Source organism: Streptomyces sp. NPDC057099 (assembly GCF_042671245.1).
In the GTDB taxonomy this organism is placed as follows: domain Bacteria; phylum Actinomycetota; class Actinomycetes; order Streptomycetales; family Streptomycetaceae; genus Streptomyces; species Streptomyces purpurascens.
Map to the genome: position 1 here is coordinate 61,404 of NZ_JBHUTX010000037.1, position 16,257 is coordinate 77,660.

10 protein-coding genes are annotated in these 16,257 nt (G+C 65.0%); 5 read left to right on the plus strand and 5 right to left on the minus strand.

Features of this window, described 5'->3' with window-relative positions; all coding sequences use genetic code 11:
* Nucleotides 1-247: 247 nt before the first annotated feature.
* The 5 genes from ACFT4A_RS31825 to ACFT4A_RS31845 all read right to left on the minus strand — a co-directional run bounded on the left by ACFT4A_RS31825 (nt 248) and on the right by ACFT4A_RS31845 (nt 9,689).
* A complete protein-coding gene (locus ACFT4A_RS31825) occupies nt 248-2,566 on the minus strand; it encodes a DUF262 domain-containing protein (RefSeq protein ID WP_382836940.1) in 2,319 nt (772 codons plus the stop codon).
* A gap of 305 nt (nt 2,567-2,871) precedes the next feature.
* On the minus strand, nt 2,872-3,705 hold the full coding sequence (locus ACFT4A_RS31830; RefSeq protein ID WP_382836943.1) for a phosphoadenosine phosphosulfate reductase family protein: 834 nt from the start codon (nt 3,703-3,705) through the stop codon (nt 2,872-2,874).
* Complete coding sequence (locus tag ACFT4A_RS31835; RefSeq protein ID WP_382836946.1) at nt 3,702-7,280, minus strand: ATP-binding protein; 3,579 nt, start codon at nt 7,278-7,280, stop codon at nt 3,702-3,704. The genes ACFT4A_RS31830 and ACFT4A_RS31835 overlap by 4 nt, the downstream gene beginning before the upstream one ends.
* Nucleotides 7,277-8,389: a DUF4007 family protein gene (locus ACFT4A_RS31840; RefSeq protein ID WP_382836949.1), complete on the minus strand. Its 1,113-nt coding sequence runs from the start codon at nt 8,387-8,389 to the stop codon at nt 7,277-7,279. The genes ACFT4A_RS31835 and ACFT4A_RS31840 overlap by 4 nt, the downstream gene beginning before the upstream one ends.
* 58 nt (nt 8,390-8,447) lie before the next feature.
* A complete protein-coding gene (locus tag ACFT4A_RS31845; RefSeq protein WP_382836952.1) occupies nt 8,448-9,689 on the minus strand; it encodes a cysteine desulfurase family protein in 1,242 nt (413 codons plus the stop codon).
* 412 nt (nt 9,690-10,101) lie between these two features.
* On the opposite strand from ACFT4A_RS31845, the gene ACFT4A_RS31850 reads away from it, so the two are divergent.
* The 5 genes from ACFT4A_RS31850 (at nt 10,102) to ACFT4A_RS31870 (ending at nt 16,206) form a co-directional block, all read left to right on the plus strand.
* Nucleotides 10,102-11,706: a DEAD/DEAH box helicase gene (locus ACFT4A_RS31850; RefSeq protein WP_382836955.1), complete on the plus strand. Its 1,605-nt coding sequence runs from the start codon at nt 10,102-10,104 to the stop codon at nt 11,704-11,706.
* Nucleotides 11,703-13,586 (plus strand): ATP-binding protein, encoded by a 1,884-nt coding sequence (locus tag ACFT4A_RS31855; protein WP_382836958.1) that lies wholly within the window; start codon nt 11,703-11,705, stop codon nt 13,584-13,586. The genes ACFT4A_RS31850 and ACFT4A_RS31855 overlap by 4 nt, the downstream gene beginning before the upstream one ends.
* A 38-nt stretch (nt 13,587-13,624) precedes the next feature.
* Nucleotides 13,625-14,479 (plus strand): phospholipase D family protein, encoded by an 855-nt coding sequence (locus ACFT4A_RS31860; protein ID WP_382836961.1) that lies wholly within the window; start codon nt 13,625-13,627, stop codon nt 14,477-14,479.
* 74 nt (nt 14,480-14,553) lie between these two features.
* Nucleotides 14,554-15,201, plus strand: coding sequence for a hypothetical protein (locus tag ACFT4A_RS31865; protein ID WP_382836964.1), 648 nt, complete (start codon nt 14,554-14,556; stop codon nt 15,199-15,201).
* 204 nt (nt 15,202-15,405) lie between these two features.
* Nucleotides 15,406-16,206 (plus strand): phosphoadenosine phosphosulfate reductase, encoded by an 801-nt coding sequence (locus ACFT4A_RS31870; RefSeq protein WP_382836979.1) that lies wholly within the window; start codon nt 15,406-15,408, stop codon nt 16,204-16,206.
* Nucleotides 16,207-16,257 lie beyond the last annotated feature (51 nt).

The following is a 16,257-nucleotide window of genomic DNA, read 5'->3' on the forward strand; positions in this document are numbered from 1 at the left end:
AGCGACTACGCCGAAGCCCTGGCCAGCCATGCGGTTGACGGTACGACCGGGCACGTAGACAGCCTGCTGGCCGTGGGCGGCGAGTATCACGGGACGTCGCGAACTCCATGATCTTTAAGGCCCGTGCCTGTCACGCGTCCGGACCACCTAGAGGCTCGCCAAGAGGTGATCGCACGCCTGGGCCGAGCTCAACCGCCAGAGCCATGGCCCAGGAATCACGCGACGCGACGACTCACCGCGGAGACATCTACTGCTCGAACCCGAGCCACGGGGTCAAGGCGTCCCAGGCAAGGCTGCACAGCCGCTTCGATCGATCCGCGACGAACTCGGCCGTCCACTCGTCCTCCCTCTGGGCAACAGCGGCAACCAGCGGGAGGTACCGAGATTGTTTGACGATCTCTTGAGCGCCACTGCCCAGTCGAAGTTCCTGCGCTTCAGCGTCAGCCAACATCTTCTCAGCCTCCTCGACCGTGGCTGCGGAGAGAGCCTGGAACATGAGGCGCTTCAGGTGCCAGGACCTGTTGCTCGCCGATGCGTTCTCGACGGCAGGCAGGAGAGTAAGGTTCCCAATCCTCTCGATGAGCTCGGGATCGTCGTACAGGTCTTTATTCCAACCGCCGTTACCCGACAACGTCTGAGGTGCTACGTGCTCGATCGTGGCGAAAGCAGCGTCATTCCATCGTTCGGGCTTCAGCGTTTCAAGCAGGCCACTCTTTCCTCGAACGACAAGACCGGGTTCGGCGTTGTCCGGTGTTGAGTTCTGTGACGCGGCCAGGAGAAGGAGGCGTGTCAGCGGCTTTGAGTGCTGGTACACAGGCGTAAGGGATGCCCGAGCAACCCATTTTTCCTTGTCGTGAATCCCCTGCTCTTGCAACCGCTCTCGAAGATACGACTGCAGCGATTCAACTGGCGGGACTTCTGTGAGATCGCCGCCGAATCGAGCAAATCGCGGTGCGTCATCGTCGTCTGCGCCATGATTCATGAGGGACCGGTAGACACCATCGATTCCTGCTGTCCCGCCGAATGCCCCCCTCCAGAGGGCATAGAACGCTCCGCACGACTGGGTCGCGACCAGGAACTGTCGAGCCGCTAGCTCGACCGTGTCGGTGGGCGCAAGGCGATGTGCCGCGTAGTACCGCGTCAACAGCCCTACGACAATGTCGTGCCCGCCTTCACGTAGCGCCGCCAGAGAGATTCCCGCTTGCTGGCGCAAGGAAGCGTCCTCACACGCCGGCACCTTTGTCGGCGAGACCCAAGGCCCTTCGTAGAAGCGGGCTACCTGGGCGAGTCCGGCAAGAACCTTGCGACGCGCCTCAACATCTGGATCCTTGTCGAAGACACCCCTCAGGTAACGACGCTGGTCGTTCAGACGCTTTGTAAGCTTGGTTCCGTCCTGGAACATAGCGAACGGGAGCAGTACGCTGCTCGTGACGGCCTGGCGCTTATCGGCCGAGGAGCTTCCTTCTCTATCCAGGTAGGCTTCGATCACATCGAAGTGGCTTTTTGACTCGGATTCCTGCCACTCATCCAGGCCCTCCGCTTGGATTGCGCGAGGCTTGAACGTCTCGATTGCTGTGAGCGGCTGACCGGTGGTATTGAGGGCTTCGAACATATCGAAACCGTAATCTTCGCGTTTTGCGGTAACCACAGCAACCGTTACGCGGTGCAGGAGGTAGTTGGCGAAGACGATGAGCCGGGTGAGCGGCGCCTCCTTGGCCTCTTCACCCAGCCTCGCGACAACCGACTCCGGGAACTCGCTGTTAAAGAGGGCGAATTGGAGATTCTGCGACTGTGCTATGTCGGCCCCGACCGGCAAGAGAATGTCATCTTCTCGCTTGACGCCACCGTTCACCGCTCTACGCAGCATGGACCTCATTTGCTCCCGCATGCGGTCCAAGTGCTTGTACGCCTCAAGATCGACGCCATCCGTCTTCTCCGGATTGATGACATCATGCTTGTAGGGCTTCGTCTGCTCCTCGCCTCGCGCATAGGCCCCGTAGGACTCAAGGTAGTAACCGACGGGTGACCGGTAGCGAGCCTCCCCCTTATTACGAGACCACACATCGTAGTAAGAGCGAATCATCCGCGGGTAGTAGCGATGCTCGCCGTAGCGCATGTCTTCCTCGAAACAGTTCGCCAGGCGACCTGTCACATCAAGCGCTTGGTTGTAACACCAGACCGACGGCTCGTCCTCACGCGCGAGCTTCTCCGCACGGACTCGGATCTCCTCATGCAGAACAGTCGTCAGCAAGAGCAGCGTAGTCATACGCTGCTGCCCGTCGATGATAGTCATTACCTTGGAAGGGACCTGCGACCTGTATTTCGGCTCAACGGTCGTATAGTTGATATCACGCAGAGCGATGACGGTACCGAGGAAACAGATCGAGTCCTCGAACTCGGCAAGCTGATCAAGGCCGTGCGCGACATCGCTCAGAAGACGCCTGATCTTGGGCAGCTCCCAGCTGTACGCGCGCTGATACGGAGGAATATAGAGGCCCTGACTGGGCTCACTCAGGAACTGGGAAACCGAAAGTGGTGCAGCATCAAAAATCTCACGAGTTTCCATATCCCCGATTTCTCTCCGTTACCGTTCCATGGCCGTGGTTGAGTCGTTAACTCATAGTGGCACACGAGGGCTCGGCAGAGGTAGCAAGAGCGGCCCTGTAACATCCTGCCCCAGATATGACGTCACGTCAGTCCTGCGTGGAAGGTGGGATGTTGCCTTGTGTGGGTGCGCTTTGCCCTGCGGGAACGTGGGACGGACCTGCGCCCGGAGCCATAACCGAGGTGCGTCCAGAGCTGGTTGGAGTCCAGGCAAGCAACAGCGGCCCCAGCGCTTGTAGGTGGGGCCGCTATCGCTGTGCTTGCGCGTCAGAGGTGGCAGACGGAGCAGCCGGCCTCGTCATCGTCGGAGTCGAGAGCGTCCGAAAGAACTTCCAGCAGGGGACGGTTGGGCTTGATGCGCTTGGCCGCGCGCTCAAGGGCCGCCTGGTGCTTGGCCTCGATCTCCTCCTTACGCTCGATCAGCTCCGGGAGCGACTCCCCTTGCGACCAGGTGTAATTGCGGCCCTTCATAGCGGTGTGCCGGTAGCGGACCTTGTCCTCGTACTCGACGGCCTTGGCGTACAGGTCGGGGTGGCGTTCCTTGAGGCCGACCCACTCGTGCTTGCGCTGGAAGAAGCAGAAGTAGCAGCCGGAACGGGTACGCCACTCGTAGTAGTCGGGCAGGCCGATGCCTGCCTCGTCGAGGATGCGCATGACGCCTTCCTTGTCGATGCCTTCTTCTCGGAAAGGAAAGACGGCATCGATGTTCGGCTTGGTGCTGACGTAGCCGATGCGGTTCTCGTCGGCCCGGATGGCGACGTAGGAGATGACCTTGTCGTCGCCGACCCAGTCTTCCAGGGGCTTGATCTTGAGGTTCTTGGTGCACCAGCGCATCTGAGGGCTGGGCAGGGTGCCCTGGTAGACCTCCATCCAGTGGTCGAAGTCGCGGTCGGCGTTCAGCCGCACGATGGACTTGCCGAGGGCGGCCTCAAGCCGGTTGAGGTACTCGTAGGTTTCCGGGAGTTCAGCGCCGGTGTCGCAGAAGAAGTACTCCATCTCCGGGACTCGGTTGCGCATGTAGACGGCGAGCGCTGAGGAGTCTTTGCCGCCGGAGATTCCGAGAACGTGCCGGACCTTCTGGGTGTCGGCTCCGTCGGTCATCCCTGTGCCTTCCTTTCACTCGCCGCTGTCGCGGCATCGGTCACGCGCTGGGCCAGGGCCGCGAGCAAGATCCGCGCTCCGTCCGGTCCGAGAGCCTTCTGGGCCTGCTTCAGGACGTCAGCCGCGAGGCTGTTGGCCTCAGTACGGGCCTGTTCCGGCACGTAGATCAGGGTGCGTTGTTCCACGCCGGCGCTGTCAGTCAAGGTCAACAACTGCGCGTCGAGTTTCTCTTCCCGCCCACCGACCTCGTTCCCGGCGTGATGCAGGTGCCCGACGCGGTCGAGGGCCGCAGCCATCGACCGGGCCTTCTGCGGGAAGACCTTGGCTTCGTGGTCGTCCCAGTCACCGAGGGCGGAGTTGGTCAGGCGTACGACGATGGGCTCAAGCCAGTCGTCGTCCTCAAGGCTGTCGCTGAGGACAAAGTCGACAAAGCCGCGCAGTTCCGGAGTCAGTGCCGCGCCAGCGAAGCCACGTAGCCGGGCAGCGAGTTGCGCGCGCAGCTCCGTCAGTTCGGCTGGCAGGCGGAACTCCTGTGCGAGGACCCTCACGACTGCGGCCCGCAGCTGGCTGTCGATGTCCACGAGTTCGTCGGCCGCCGAGGTGAGCCGGTCGACGTAGGTGTTCGCCGCTTCCGCGTTAGCGCGGGTGCGGGCCGGGATCTCGGGCAAGCCGAGCGCCCTTGGCAGCGCGTGGAAGATCAGATCATCGGGATCCAGCGCTCCGACGATCGCCGTGCGCACGGTGCGGGCGTCGGCGGAGATGTTCTTGGTGGTGCGGGCGTACTTGTGCAGATCGGCCACACGCACAATCAGTGCGCTGGCTACGGAGAGGAGATCGGGGTTACGCAGGGCCTTGGAGCGCGACGCCTCCACGCCGAGCGACACCATCAACTTCTTGATGACGCTGCCGCGCTGACCATCTCCGGCCGGCGTGTACTTCACCGAGAAGCGTCCCGGGCCCTTGACCAGTCGCTCGACCACGTCGATGGTCAGCCGGGGCAGGTAGGTGCCTTCCTCAAACAGGGCGACGTCGTGGCGGCGGATGACCAAGGCGGGGAGCAGGAAGACCGGGACCACGCCGGCCTTGAGTCCGAACGGCGGGCTCATCAGGACACGGATGATCTCTTCGATGCTGACCCGCTCGGTGGCACTGGTCAGTACCTCGTTGAGGGCGTTCCAGGCGGGCTGGGCGTGCTCGTGGCCCTCGCCAGGCGGGGAGAAGCCGTACGGGAGGAGGCTCTCTTGCTGGCTCTCGGCCTGGGCTACCCCGTTTTCGCGGTGCAGGCCGAGGTAGGCCAGAACGCCACTGTAGATGGCCCGTTCGGCCTTGTACCCGATGAGGCCGAGGTTTTCCTCGCCCGAGGCGGAGAGCATGGCCGTCAGCAGTATGCCGCGGGCCTGGGCGGCCTGGCTGGTCAGGACGTGGCGGCCGAGCATCTCGTTGCGGATGTGCGGGGTGTCTGGGTACACCGACTCGCAGGCGATTGAGACCAGGCCGCTCAGGCTGCGGGCCGTCAGGCCGGAGGCGGCGGGTTCTTCGCCGGGGGCGATTCCGGTGTGCCACAGGCTCCAGGACGCTTCGGAGGACGGTGGGTAGAAGGCGTCCTGCAGGAGCTCCAGCAGCTCGGCCTCGGCCTGAACGAGCCGCTCGATGACCTCCCGCCGGGCGACGTGGTCGATGTCCTGCTCGGTGCTGAGTTCTTTCAGCGCGACGAGGTAGGTGGCCGTGGTGAGTACCACGTCGGGGTTGGGGGTGGTGGCAACCAGTACCGGCAGGGGCGAGTGGACATTGGGCCGGTCGGCGTCGGTGCCGAGGTGGAAGACGACGAGGCCGTCGGCAGGCTCCTTCAGCTCGTCCGGGGCGGCGACGGACTTGGTCTCCGGGCCGCTGACCGCGGTGTAGAACACGCGCATCATGCCGGTGACCTGGCTGTGGCGGCCGGCCACGAATGCCTGCGGGACGAGGCTGCCGAGCCGATTGATGACCGAGGCATCATCGAAACGGCTGATGATTTCCTTGAGCCGGCCGTCGATGTCAACGTCCGTGCCCTGCCAGACCCGATATTCACCGCTGAACTCGCGGTGGACCACAAAGCCCCGGCTGACGAGGTCGGCGAGCCGCTCTTCTAGCGCCGTGAAAGCGTCGGGGTCGGCCACGTCGGTGGGGTCGTGAAGCGCGAAGTGAATCATCGGCGCGGTGGCGCTGAGCGCCCCGTCGGAGTCGATCAGGTTGAGGACGCCGATAGTCTTCAGCACCTCCTGGTCGGCATCCGCGAGGCCGTTGGCGTCCCGGATACGCGAGTCGACCTCGATCCACCGGCTCGCATTGGCGGAGGCGAGCAGGGTGGTGCGCCCGGAGTTGAGGAAGTAATCCCACAGCTGCGGCAGTCGCACCGTGCTGGCGTGCTCCGCCTCCCGGTTGCTGTGCCGTGCCAGCGAGTGGTGGACGGTGTTGGGCTCGCCGCTGTTGAGGAAGCCCGACAGGCTGCGGTCGTGCTGGCCGATCTGAGCGGCAAGGATCGGCGCGGCCAGGGCCGTGATCGGGTGCAGCGGGTAGAGGTCCGCGAAGTGGGCGGGGCCGAGTTCGGCCAGAACGCCGAGCCCGTGCTGTGTCCAGATGTCCGCGGACGCCTCGGCCGACGCGGCGATCAGGGCCTGCCCCGCCGAGTTGACAGCCGAGCGGTCGAGGCGGCGGCGCAGCAGGTGCAGGGAGTCGCCGTGGTGGGGGACGAAGGTGATGTCTTCGAAACGCCCCTGGATCTTTGCCCATTCGCGGGTCTTGAGTTCGCTGGACCGTGAGGCGTAGTCCATGAACGACAGGTGCTGCAAGGTCATCAGGTAGACGGGCAGCCCGTTGGGGCCGGCCGCCTTCTCGGCGAGTTCCTGCAGCAGGAACAGGTCGTGCTGGGCGTCGGCGAACTCGTTGTGACCGGCGAGGTGTTCCAGCGTCTTGCCGAACTCGTCGATGACGAGGAGCAGAGGCTGCTGGCCGTCCGCGGTCAGAGCCGTGACGGCGCCGAGAATCTCCTTGGCCCCGGCACGGTCCGGGTCGGCGCACGCCTGCAGGGCGGTGGCGATGGCCTTCGGGACACGCTTACCCCAGCGTCGCGCCGCCGCGGTGTGTAGGGCGTGGGAGAGCGTGGCGACGACGGGTTCGCGGCGGGCGGTGGCCACGCCGCCGAGGAATCCCTCGGGGGCGATGGCGTCGCGTGCTGCGGCAAGGCGTTGAGCGAGAGCGGGGCTGGCCTCTTCGAGGATGCGCTCGGCCTCGCTGCGCCGCTTGGCATCCCGCCCCAGCAGAGCGTCGATGATGTTGGACAGGGTGGACTTGCCGGAGCCGTAGGGGCCGGTGAACGACCACGCGCGGGTACGGCGTTGGTCGGCCAGGGCGCTCGCGATGCGCTCCAGAACGTCGACGGCCCGGGCGCCGACGTAGGGGTCGTGCAGGGCGTCCTCGACATCGCGCTCAAGGTTGGTCGAGCGCATCTGGGAGCCGACGAGTTCGATGCCGGCGGGGAACTGCGGGGCGGAGCTCGCCGGGCTGCTCGGGGTCCGCGTGGGGGTTGCGGTGGTCACGCGGTCTCCTCAGCAAAGAGCATCTCGGTGGTGTCGGCCGCCTCGGTGGCGTCCGTGGCCTTCGTGGCCAGTTCCTTCTGCTCGGCCTTGGCGAGCTCGGGAAACGTGGCAGCCCAATCCTCACGGGTGGGGAAACCTGGACGGCGGGTGACGAAGTCGTACTGCTCGTCGAGCACTTCCCAGGCCAGCCCGAAGGGGTCGGCCGTGAAGGCGAGGCTGCGCTGTCCCACAGCCTCGGTCACGTTGAGCTGCGGGTGGTCTGCGGCGATCTTCTGCAGCGCCATGACGATCTCGTTCTCCCGGACACGGAAAGCGCGCCCAGGGGAGCCCGGCTCGTTGGCGAGGCGGGCCACGGAAATCGAGTTGGCCTGTCGGGAGAACTTGGCAGCGTAGTCCAGGCAGGCGTAGGCCAGGACCCGAGCGGGCAGCGAGGTGCGGTGCCCGCTGGTGAACTGCCACTCGGGCTTGCCGCGCGTCCCGACGAAGGTGAGCAGGTCAAGGTCACGGAAGGGGCAGGCGAGCAGGTCCTCGTAGCTGCCCGGCGAGCCGGCCTTCTCCGGGGCGCTGCGCGCATACATCTTGGTGATGCAGTCGATGTCCCGGACGATCGACGCCTCTTCCGGGCTCTTGTCGTAGGAGAAGTTCACATGCCGGGTGACCACCTGCGTCATGTCCGCGGTCGTAAACCGGGAGAACGGCGCCAGGTGGAAGGCCGTGTACCAGGCCGGCGCGTGGCTCTTGGCCCCGGGGCGGGAAGAGACCAGCCACCAGTGCAGCAGCCACAGGCTGCCGTTCTCCTCCAGATACGGGTCCGCTCCGTCCTCGTCGAGGAGCCAGCGGGCCTCCCAGGTGGGATAGGAGAACTTGGCCTGTGTGCGCTGCGCGGGCGAGTGCTCGCGGGTCAGCTTGAACGCACGCGACCAGTAGCGCATGGCGTTGACCATGTTCTTGCCCACGCCGAACAACACCGGCGCGTCGTCCGCGAGAAACGCACCCTGGTCGCGTTTCACCTGCATGTACGCCTTGTGCAGCCAGCCGAAGCGGGGCGCGAACGTTTCGTGTCGCGCGAAGGCAAAATGGGCGGCTTCCCCAAGCCGGCTGTCTGACATTCGGGACCTCTCTGTGTCCAATGCGATTGCTCTAACGAGGTGGTAAACGGGATAACGGTCAGCTAGGACCGTGGGCTTCGGCCAGCGCGGCACGAACCTGCGTCGCGGCGCGTTTGACGGCGTGCGCGGCGTTCTCGATCTCGGCATTCGTGGTGGCGTAGCCCAGCGAGAAGCGGATCGTGCTGTCGGCGTCGTCCCGGGACAGGCCCATCGCCAGGAGCACGTGGCTCGGCGTCGGAGCACCGGACGCGCACGCGCTGCCCTCCGAGGCAGCGACGTCGGGCATGGCCGCCAGGACCGCATCCGCGGGCAGGCCCGGGAAGGTGATGCTCGTCACGCCCGGCAGGCGCTGATCGCGGCGGCCGTTGATACGGCAGCCCGGCAGGGCACCGGTCACGAGGCTTTCGAGGCGGTCGCGCAGGGCCGCGATCCGCTCGGCCTCCTCACCGACACCGCGGCGCGCCGCGTCGGCCGCTGCCCCCATGCCGATAATCCCTGCCACGTTCAACGTGCCTGCCCGCCAGCCCCTCTCCTGCCCGCCGCCCACGAGGAGTGGCCGGTGCGGGAGTGGAGACCCGCGCCGTACATAGAGGGCGCCGGCTCCCTGCGGGCCGCCGAACTTGTGGGCCGACAGCGACAAGAGGTCGACGTCGAGTTCAGCAACGTCCACGGGGAGGCGGCCGATGATCTGCGTGGCGTCCGTGTGGACGAGTGCACCGGCTTCATGGGCCGCCTTAGCCGCGACGCGGAGATCGGTGAGGACCCCGGTCTCGTTGTTCGCCGCCATCAGAGAGACCACACCCCCACGGCGTGCCGGGAAAACCTGCTCCAGGGCGCCGAGATCCACCAGGCCGTGGGCGCCGACCGGGAGCAGCACAAGATCCTCGGGGCTCTCAGCGGTGACCGCGCGGGCTGTCTCTAGGACAGCGGGATGCTCAACAGGGCTGGTGACCAGGGGATTTCCGGCGGTGAACGCGGCGCGGAGGGCCAGGTTGTTCGCCTCGGTCGCCCCGGAGGTGAAGATGATCTCGCCGGGCGAGCAGCCAAGGAGGTCGGCTAGCTGCCGACGGGCGACATCGACCCGATGAGCCGCCTGCCGCCCCGGTTGATGCATGCTTGAAGCGTTTCCGACCGACTGCATGGCTTCAAGGACGGCGGCGAGAGCCTCGGGCCGGATCGGGGCGGTGGCATTGTAGTCAAGATAGGACGCATCCGGCCCATTTGGCCCGTTCATCATCTGCCACCCCGCCTCGCTCGTGTCGCACACCAATGTACTGCTGGTGGAAACCTTCCCTCGCATCCGGGGTTCCACCAGGAGCTCGCCGCGATCCTAGTCGCGAGCCGAGATCCACTCTTTGAATCACTCGACGCGGGGTGTCGCAAGCCGTTTACCGAACGAATGTTCTATCGTGCGCACCCCACGCGCAAGCCGAGGGCAGCAAGATCCGTTTCGCGGCCGGAAAGACGGGCACCTCTGTGGTCAAATGCCCTCCCTGGCTGGGCTTTTCGCCTGATGGTGCTCCTGTTGTCAGTGGTCCCGTTTAGGGTGGTCGACACGCTGCAGCGGCGCAGTATCTGCACGTTGAAGCGCCGCTTGGTGTGCGTCGAGCTGGGGAGGAACTTCACGATGATGGTCGGTCCTGCGCGAGCGGCTCACGGCTTGCCGTCAGCCGCATCGGTCAGGTGAGGCTGTGACGACGTGGTCACCGGGAATGCCCTTCGAGGCGCTCTTGTCAAACGCCCCCATGGATTACATCCGGCGGCACCTCGGCAAGGAACTGTGCGGCCTCCTCGACCTCATCGAAGGAGGCACGGCCGGTGATGAGCGGTTGCGAACCGTCGCCGCAGTCGCGATCGACACCGAGCTCCTGGTCGCGGACGAGGATGAGCGCACCGCGCTGATCGCCCTCGCTCCAGAGTCCAAGCAGACGGAACTGGCGCAACGGCTTGGATCGCTGGACGGCAGACTGCCACTGGAGTACCTGCGCGAACTGAAGTGGACACCTGATGAGCGCAGGGGGCTTCTGGAGTTCTTCGGCTTCACGGTTGAGCGCGCACAGCCTCAACTACCGCCCTTCAAACGGGAAACAGCGCCTGACTATGCCCTGTTCCCCCATCAGCTCCGCGCCGCGCGCCGGGTCAAGGAGCTGCTGTACGACGGTCCCCGCCGCGCGGTGCTTCACCTGCCTACAGGCGTGGGCAAGACGCGGACCGGCATGAGCATGATCTGCGACCACTTGCGGCAGCACGGGCCCACCCTGGTGGTATGGCTGGCTCACGGGCAGGAACTCCTGGAGCAAGCCGCAGTCGAGTTCGAGCGCGCCTGGAGCAAGGTGGGCGACCGCCCCCTTCCGGTCCTCCGCGTGTGGGGCAATGCTTCCCCGGACCTCGCGGACGTGACCGACGGACTGGTCGTACTCGGGCTGGAGAAGGCTGTCTCGACCGCCAAGTCAGACCCGCAGTTCCTGCGTACGCTGGCCGCCCGCAGCACCCTGACCGTGTTCGACGAGGCACATCAGATCATCGCTCCCACATTTCAAAGCGTGGTGGACGACCTGACGGTGCGTCATGACTCCAGCCTGCTGGGCCTCACTGCAACCCCGGGCCGCACGTGGGCGGACATCGCCAAGGACGAGGAACTCGCCGACTTCTTCTCCCGCCAGAAGGTCATGCTGGAGATCCAGGGCTACACGAACCCCGTGACAGCCCTCATCGACCAGGGTTACCTGGCCAAACCGATCATGCGCACGGTGGCCGCGGAAGCCGGGCTGCATCTGTCGGCTCGAGATCAGCAGGGCCTCGCGCGATCGTTCGAGATCCCGGACGGCATCATCGCCGAACTCGCGAAGGACGAGCAGTGGAACCTCAAAGTTGTGCAGACAATCATGGAGCTGCTTGAGAAGCAGCACCGCCGCGTCCTCGTGTTCGCGGCATCGGTGCCGCACTGCCGCCTCATCGCTTCCGTACTGTCCGCGGCCGGCCTCGACGCAGTGTTCGTGACCGGCGAGTCCTCTCCGCGACACCGAGGCGACGCGATCCGTCGCTTCAAGAGCGCGGCACGGCGGCCCATGATCCTGTGCAACTACGGAGTCCTGACCACGGGCTTCGATGCGCCCGCAGCCAGCGCCGCCGTCATCGCCCGGCCGACCAAGTCCCTGGTGCTCTACAGCCAGATGGTCGGCCGAGTCATCCGCGGCCCCAAAGCCGGCGGAACCGAAACCTGCGAGATCGTCACCGTCGTCGACCCGGAGCTCCCCGGCTTCGGCGACGTCGCCGAAGCATTCACCAACTGGGAAGACGTATGGGAGACAGCGTGACCAGCGAGGGAAACCAATACCAGATCGTCAGCCCTTCCCTGACCGTCAAGGCCATGCGCGACAGCGGCTACAAGAACACCGCCTACGCGCTCGCCGAGCTGATCGACAACAGCATCGACGCAGAAGCCTCGCTGGTACAGGTCTTCGCCTGCGAAAGCCCCGTTGAGGGAGCGACTCAGACCAGGCACCGGGTGGACACGATCGCCGTCCTCGACGACGGCAAGGGCATGGACAAGGACCTCCTGCGGCGCGCGCTGAAGTACGGAGACGGTCTCGGCGGCGACCGCACCCGCATCGGGCGCTTCGGCATGGGCCTGCCCAACTCCAGCATGTCTCAGTGCACCAAGGTCGAAGTCTGGTCGTGGACAAACACCGCCGCGAACGCCCTGTACACCCACCTCGATCTTGAAGAGATCGCTAACGGACGGGTCGACGTCCCCGAACCCAAACCCAGTCGGGTGCCGGATTACTGGGATGATCTGAGCGAGGCACCTCTCGGCAGGAGCGGCACGCTCGTCGTGTGGTCCATCCTCGATCGAGTCAAGTGGCACGGCGCAGGGGCCACGCTGCGCAACACTGCGGAGCTGATCGGGCGTGTCTACCGGCACTACCTCAAAGACGGCGCCGTAACCATCAAGATGGCGCCCGTCCGCGACGGAGAAGTACTCGAAGGGAAAAACGGCTGGTACTACGCCGAGCCCAACGATCCTCTGTACCTCATGCGCAAGAGCGGGACGCCGGAACCGTTCGACAGCACGCCCATGTTCGAGCCGTTCGACATGGGCAGCGAAGACGAACCCGGGGTCTACGCCTTCCCGATCCCCACTCCGGACGGAAAGAAGTACACCGTGACGGTACGGGCGTCCATCGCCCGGCCCGAAGCCCGCCGCCCTAACGTTTCCGGTCACCCATGGCCCGACACTGCGAACCCCAACCGTGACGGTGGTTGGCAGACTTGGGGCAAGCACGCCGCCAGGAACATCGGGATCTCGCTGGTCCGACGAGGTCGAGAGCTTGATCTCGATTCGAGTTGGGCGATCGGCTACGACCCTGTCGAACGCTGGTGGGGCGTGGAGGTGGACTTCCCTCCAGAACTCGACGAGATCTTCGGAGTCACCAACAACAAGCAGACTGCCACCGTGTTTTCGTCCCTGTCAGATTTCGACTGGGCTGCCGAGATGGACTCGGACGAGACACCCAAAGCATTCAGGGATCGTCTTAAGGAATTCGGCGACCCGCGCGAGCCGTTGCTGGGCCTTGCCCAATTTCTGGGTGAAATTCTGAAGAAGATGCGCCGGAAGCTAGGGCAGCAGACGATTGGCAGCCGCAAGAGCCGTCAGCGGTACGACGAGGACGTCACTTCCAAGGCCACGGACGCCGTCAAACGGCGCCATGAGGACGGGCACACCGGTACAACCGACCGCCTCGCAGAGGAGGCAACGGAAGCCGACAAGCGCCAGGAGCAGCTGTCGGCGCTGACCGAGCGGCACCACGTCGACGAGGACACCGCCCAGTCCCTGGTCGACGAGGCCCTGGAGAACGACTGGCGCGTACGCTGGCTCTCCAGTCCCCAGGACTCTTCAGCCTTCTTCAACATCGACTTGCTCGCTGGGATGCTGCAGGTGTCCTTCAACACGGAGCACCCGCTGCACAGCAAGCTGATGGCCGTGCTTGAGGACGTGCCCGAGAAGGCGAGCGAGGCAGAACTCCGTCAGCGGCTTGCCCGTGCGACCGAGACCTTCAAGCTACTCATCTTCTCCTGGGCACGGATGGAGGACGAGATCCCCAGCAAGAAGGATCGTCGGGTAATCGCAGATGCCCGGAGCGACTGGGGACGTTATGCCCGCGACTTCATCGAGGACGGGAGCGAAGAGGAGTGACGCAGCCGGACCATGTCTGGCGCCAGATAGCGGACTTGATGAAGGAGGCCACCGAGGAGGTGGTCATCATCGCCCCCTTCATCAAGAAGGCGATCTTCCAGGCGACCATTGCCTCGGTGCCAACCTCCGTCCACAAGATCAGGTGCGTCACGCGCTGGACCCCAGCTGAGGTTGCCGCCGGGGTTTCCGATCCAGAGATCATCCAAGTCGCCCAAGCCGATGAACGTGTCTCAATCACCCTGTGTCCGTCACTTCACGCCAAGCTCTATCGTGCCGACGGCCGCTGTCTTGTCGGCTCCGCCAACCTGACCGGCAAGGCCACTGGGCGTGTGCCGAATGCCAACGTGGAACTCCTGCTGGAGGTGCCGATCGGACACCCCGAGGTACAGCGCGTCCTCGGCCAGATCGACGCCCGCTCGACCACAGCCACACCCCACATAGCAGCCCTCTTGCGCCAGCAGGCAGAACTCCTGAGAAGCGAACGCATAACTCCGCCGGCAGCCGACGAAGCAGCCCCGTACTGGTACCCGGAGACAAGGAGACCGGAAAACGTCTACGCCCTCTACAGCGGGCGCCAGAGGTTCACGTCGCTCGTCGAGGCTGGCATCGTACGAGACCTGGCCATGCTCGATGTTCCCGCCGGCCTCTCTGAAGAAGCCTTCAACACCGAGGTTGAGGCCCGCCTGCATGCAATGCCCGAACTCGGTCAGCTGACCGCAGAACAACGCCTCGGCAACGTCGAGCTCCGGCGGGCCATCGCCGAACGGACAGGAGATACAGAGGAACAGGCGCGCAGAACGACCGAGACGCTCGCGGCCTGGCTCCAGCACTTCGGCCAGTACTACACCGAAGTGGGCTCGTGGGAGCTGCGACCCGGCATTGAGCACGCCTAAGATCACAGCCACGGCGTGGCATGCCAGCACATCGCCGACGAAAACGAGCACAGGGTGATGGGGAAGGCCGTCTCATGGCAGAGGTACGCGTCCCGTTCCTCCTGGGGCACTCCGAGATTGCCTTCCTCTTCCACGTGGAGCGGCAGACGTCCCAACGGTGGCGAACAGAGGGCACGCTCGACGAGCCCGACCTGATCGCATCGGGTAATCCGTACTGGCTGCTGAGCACGGTCATGCAACTCGACGCTGAAGGCGACCGCAGGGTCGACCGGGAACGGCTAGCGACGTACGAGGCTGGCATCCCTCTCGGCTACAACCTGGAGGACAAGGAGCAACTCCCGGTCGTCGTTGGCATCCAGGAGGCAGCACGCGTTCTCGGTCAGGACGCGCAGGCAATCTCTCGGTGGCGCAACCGGCAGAAGATCGCCAAAGCCGACCTGCTTGTCTCCGGCTCTCCGCTCTGGCTCCTTGAAACGATCCTGGCCGACGCGCCACAAAGGCAGCGAACCATCGTGGCCTCCGAAGTCGCTGCACTCCGTGCAGGACAGCGCAATCCGCAAAAACCCCGTGGTCGAAGGCTCAGCGCCCCCGTGACGCGCCCACCGCGACAGTCACCGCCTGACGCAAGGACCTTCACCAGCACTGACCATGGCGACGCAGCCGAATTCCTGGCGTCGGTCTTGGCCCAGGGATACTCCGTCATCATCAAGCCACGGCCGTAGCCCACCGCTTAGCTCAGCCTTGATCGCCAGCACCCGTCGCTAGCCGCTGTTCGCCGACAGTCGTGAGAGAAACACTTGCTTCCCATCCTACTCATCCATACTGTCTCTCATATGTCGATCTTGCAGCAGCCCTCAGGAACTCATCACGCCGATCCAGCCGACCCCGTTCCTCGGGCCGCTTCCGGCGAGCCCAACCGGCACCCCATAAGGGTCGTTTCCTATGGCGGCGGCGTCCAGAGCACGGCGCTGCTCGTATTGGCTGCTCGCGGAGAGATCGACTTCCGCACCTTCCTCTTCGCCAACGTCGGCGACGACAGCGAGCACCCGGCAACCCTCGCCTACGTCCGCGAGATCGCCATCCCGTACGCCGCCCGCACCGGGATTGAGGTACATGAGCTCAAGCGCCGCCGTCGGGACGGAACCACCGAAACGCTGATGCAGCGGCTGAACCGGCCAGACACGCGGTCGATCCCCATCCCGGTCCGCATGGCCAACGGCGCTCCGGGCCGACGTAACTGCACCGCGGACTTCAAGATCAAGGTGGTCGGGCGGTGGCTCAGGGAGCACGGCGCCACCGCGGATCACCCAGCGGCGGTTGGCATCGGCATATCCCTCGACGAAATCCATCGTGCCAACCGCCGACGAAGTGAGTCCCACGAGCTCATCGAGTACCCGCTTCTCGACCTCGGGCTCCGCAGGGACGACTGCGAGCGCATCATCGCCGAGGCCGGCCTGCCAGTGCCGCCCAAGAGCTCGTGCTTCTTCTGTCCCTTCCGCACGGTCGGCGCATGGCGTCACCAGCGTAGGCACGAGCCAGAGCTGTTCGCCTTGTCGGTCCGGCTGGAGGAGACGATCAATCGACGCCGGGCCGCGCTCGGGCGGGACGCCGTGTATCTCACGAGGTACGGCATCCCGCTCCCCCAGGCCATCCCTGATGCGTCCCCGAGTGATGACAGCGTCGACGAGGAGGAGGGTGCTTGCGACTCGGGTTGGTGCATGACCTGAAATGCCCCGAGCAGGCCGCGAGCGGGGGCCTGAAGCCATGGCTTCAGGCCT

Coding starts and splice junctions, on each gene's coding strand:
- ACFT4A_RS31825 (WP_382836940.1), bottom strand. CDS start 2,566: ATGGAAACTCGTGAGATTTTTGATGCTGCACCACTTTCGGTTTCCCAG.
- ACFT4A_RS31830 (WP_382836943.1), bottom strand. CDS start 3,705: ATGACCGACGGAGCCGACACCCAGAAGGTCCGGCACGTTCTCGGAATC.
- ACFT4A_RS31840 (WP_382836949.1), bottom strand. CDS start 8,389: ATGTCAGACAGCCGGCTTGGGGAAGCCGCCCATTTTGCCTTCGCGCGA.
- ACFT4A_RS31845 (WP_382836952.1), bottom strand. CDS start 9,689: ATGCGAGGGAAGGTTTCCACCAGCAGTACATTGGTGTGCGACACGAGC.
- ACFT4A_RS31850 (WP_382836955.1), top strand. CDS start 10,102: ATGCCCTTCGAGGCGCTCTTGTCAAACGCCCCCATGGATTACATCCGG.
- ACFT4A_RS31860 (WP_382836961.1), top strand. CDS start 13,625: ATGAAGGAGGCCACCGAGGAGGTGGTCATCATCGCCCCCTTCATCAAG.
- ACFT4A_RS31865 (WP_382836964.1), top strand. CDS start 14,554: ATGGCAGAGGTACGCGTCCCGTTCCTCCTGGGGCACTCCGAGATTGCC.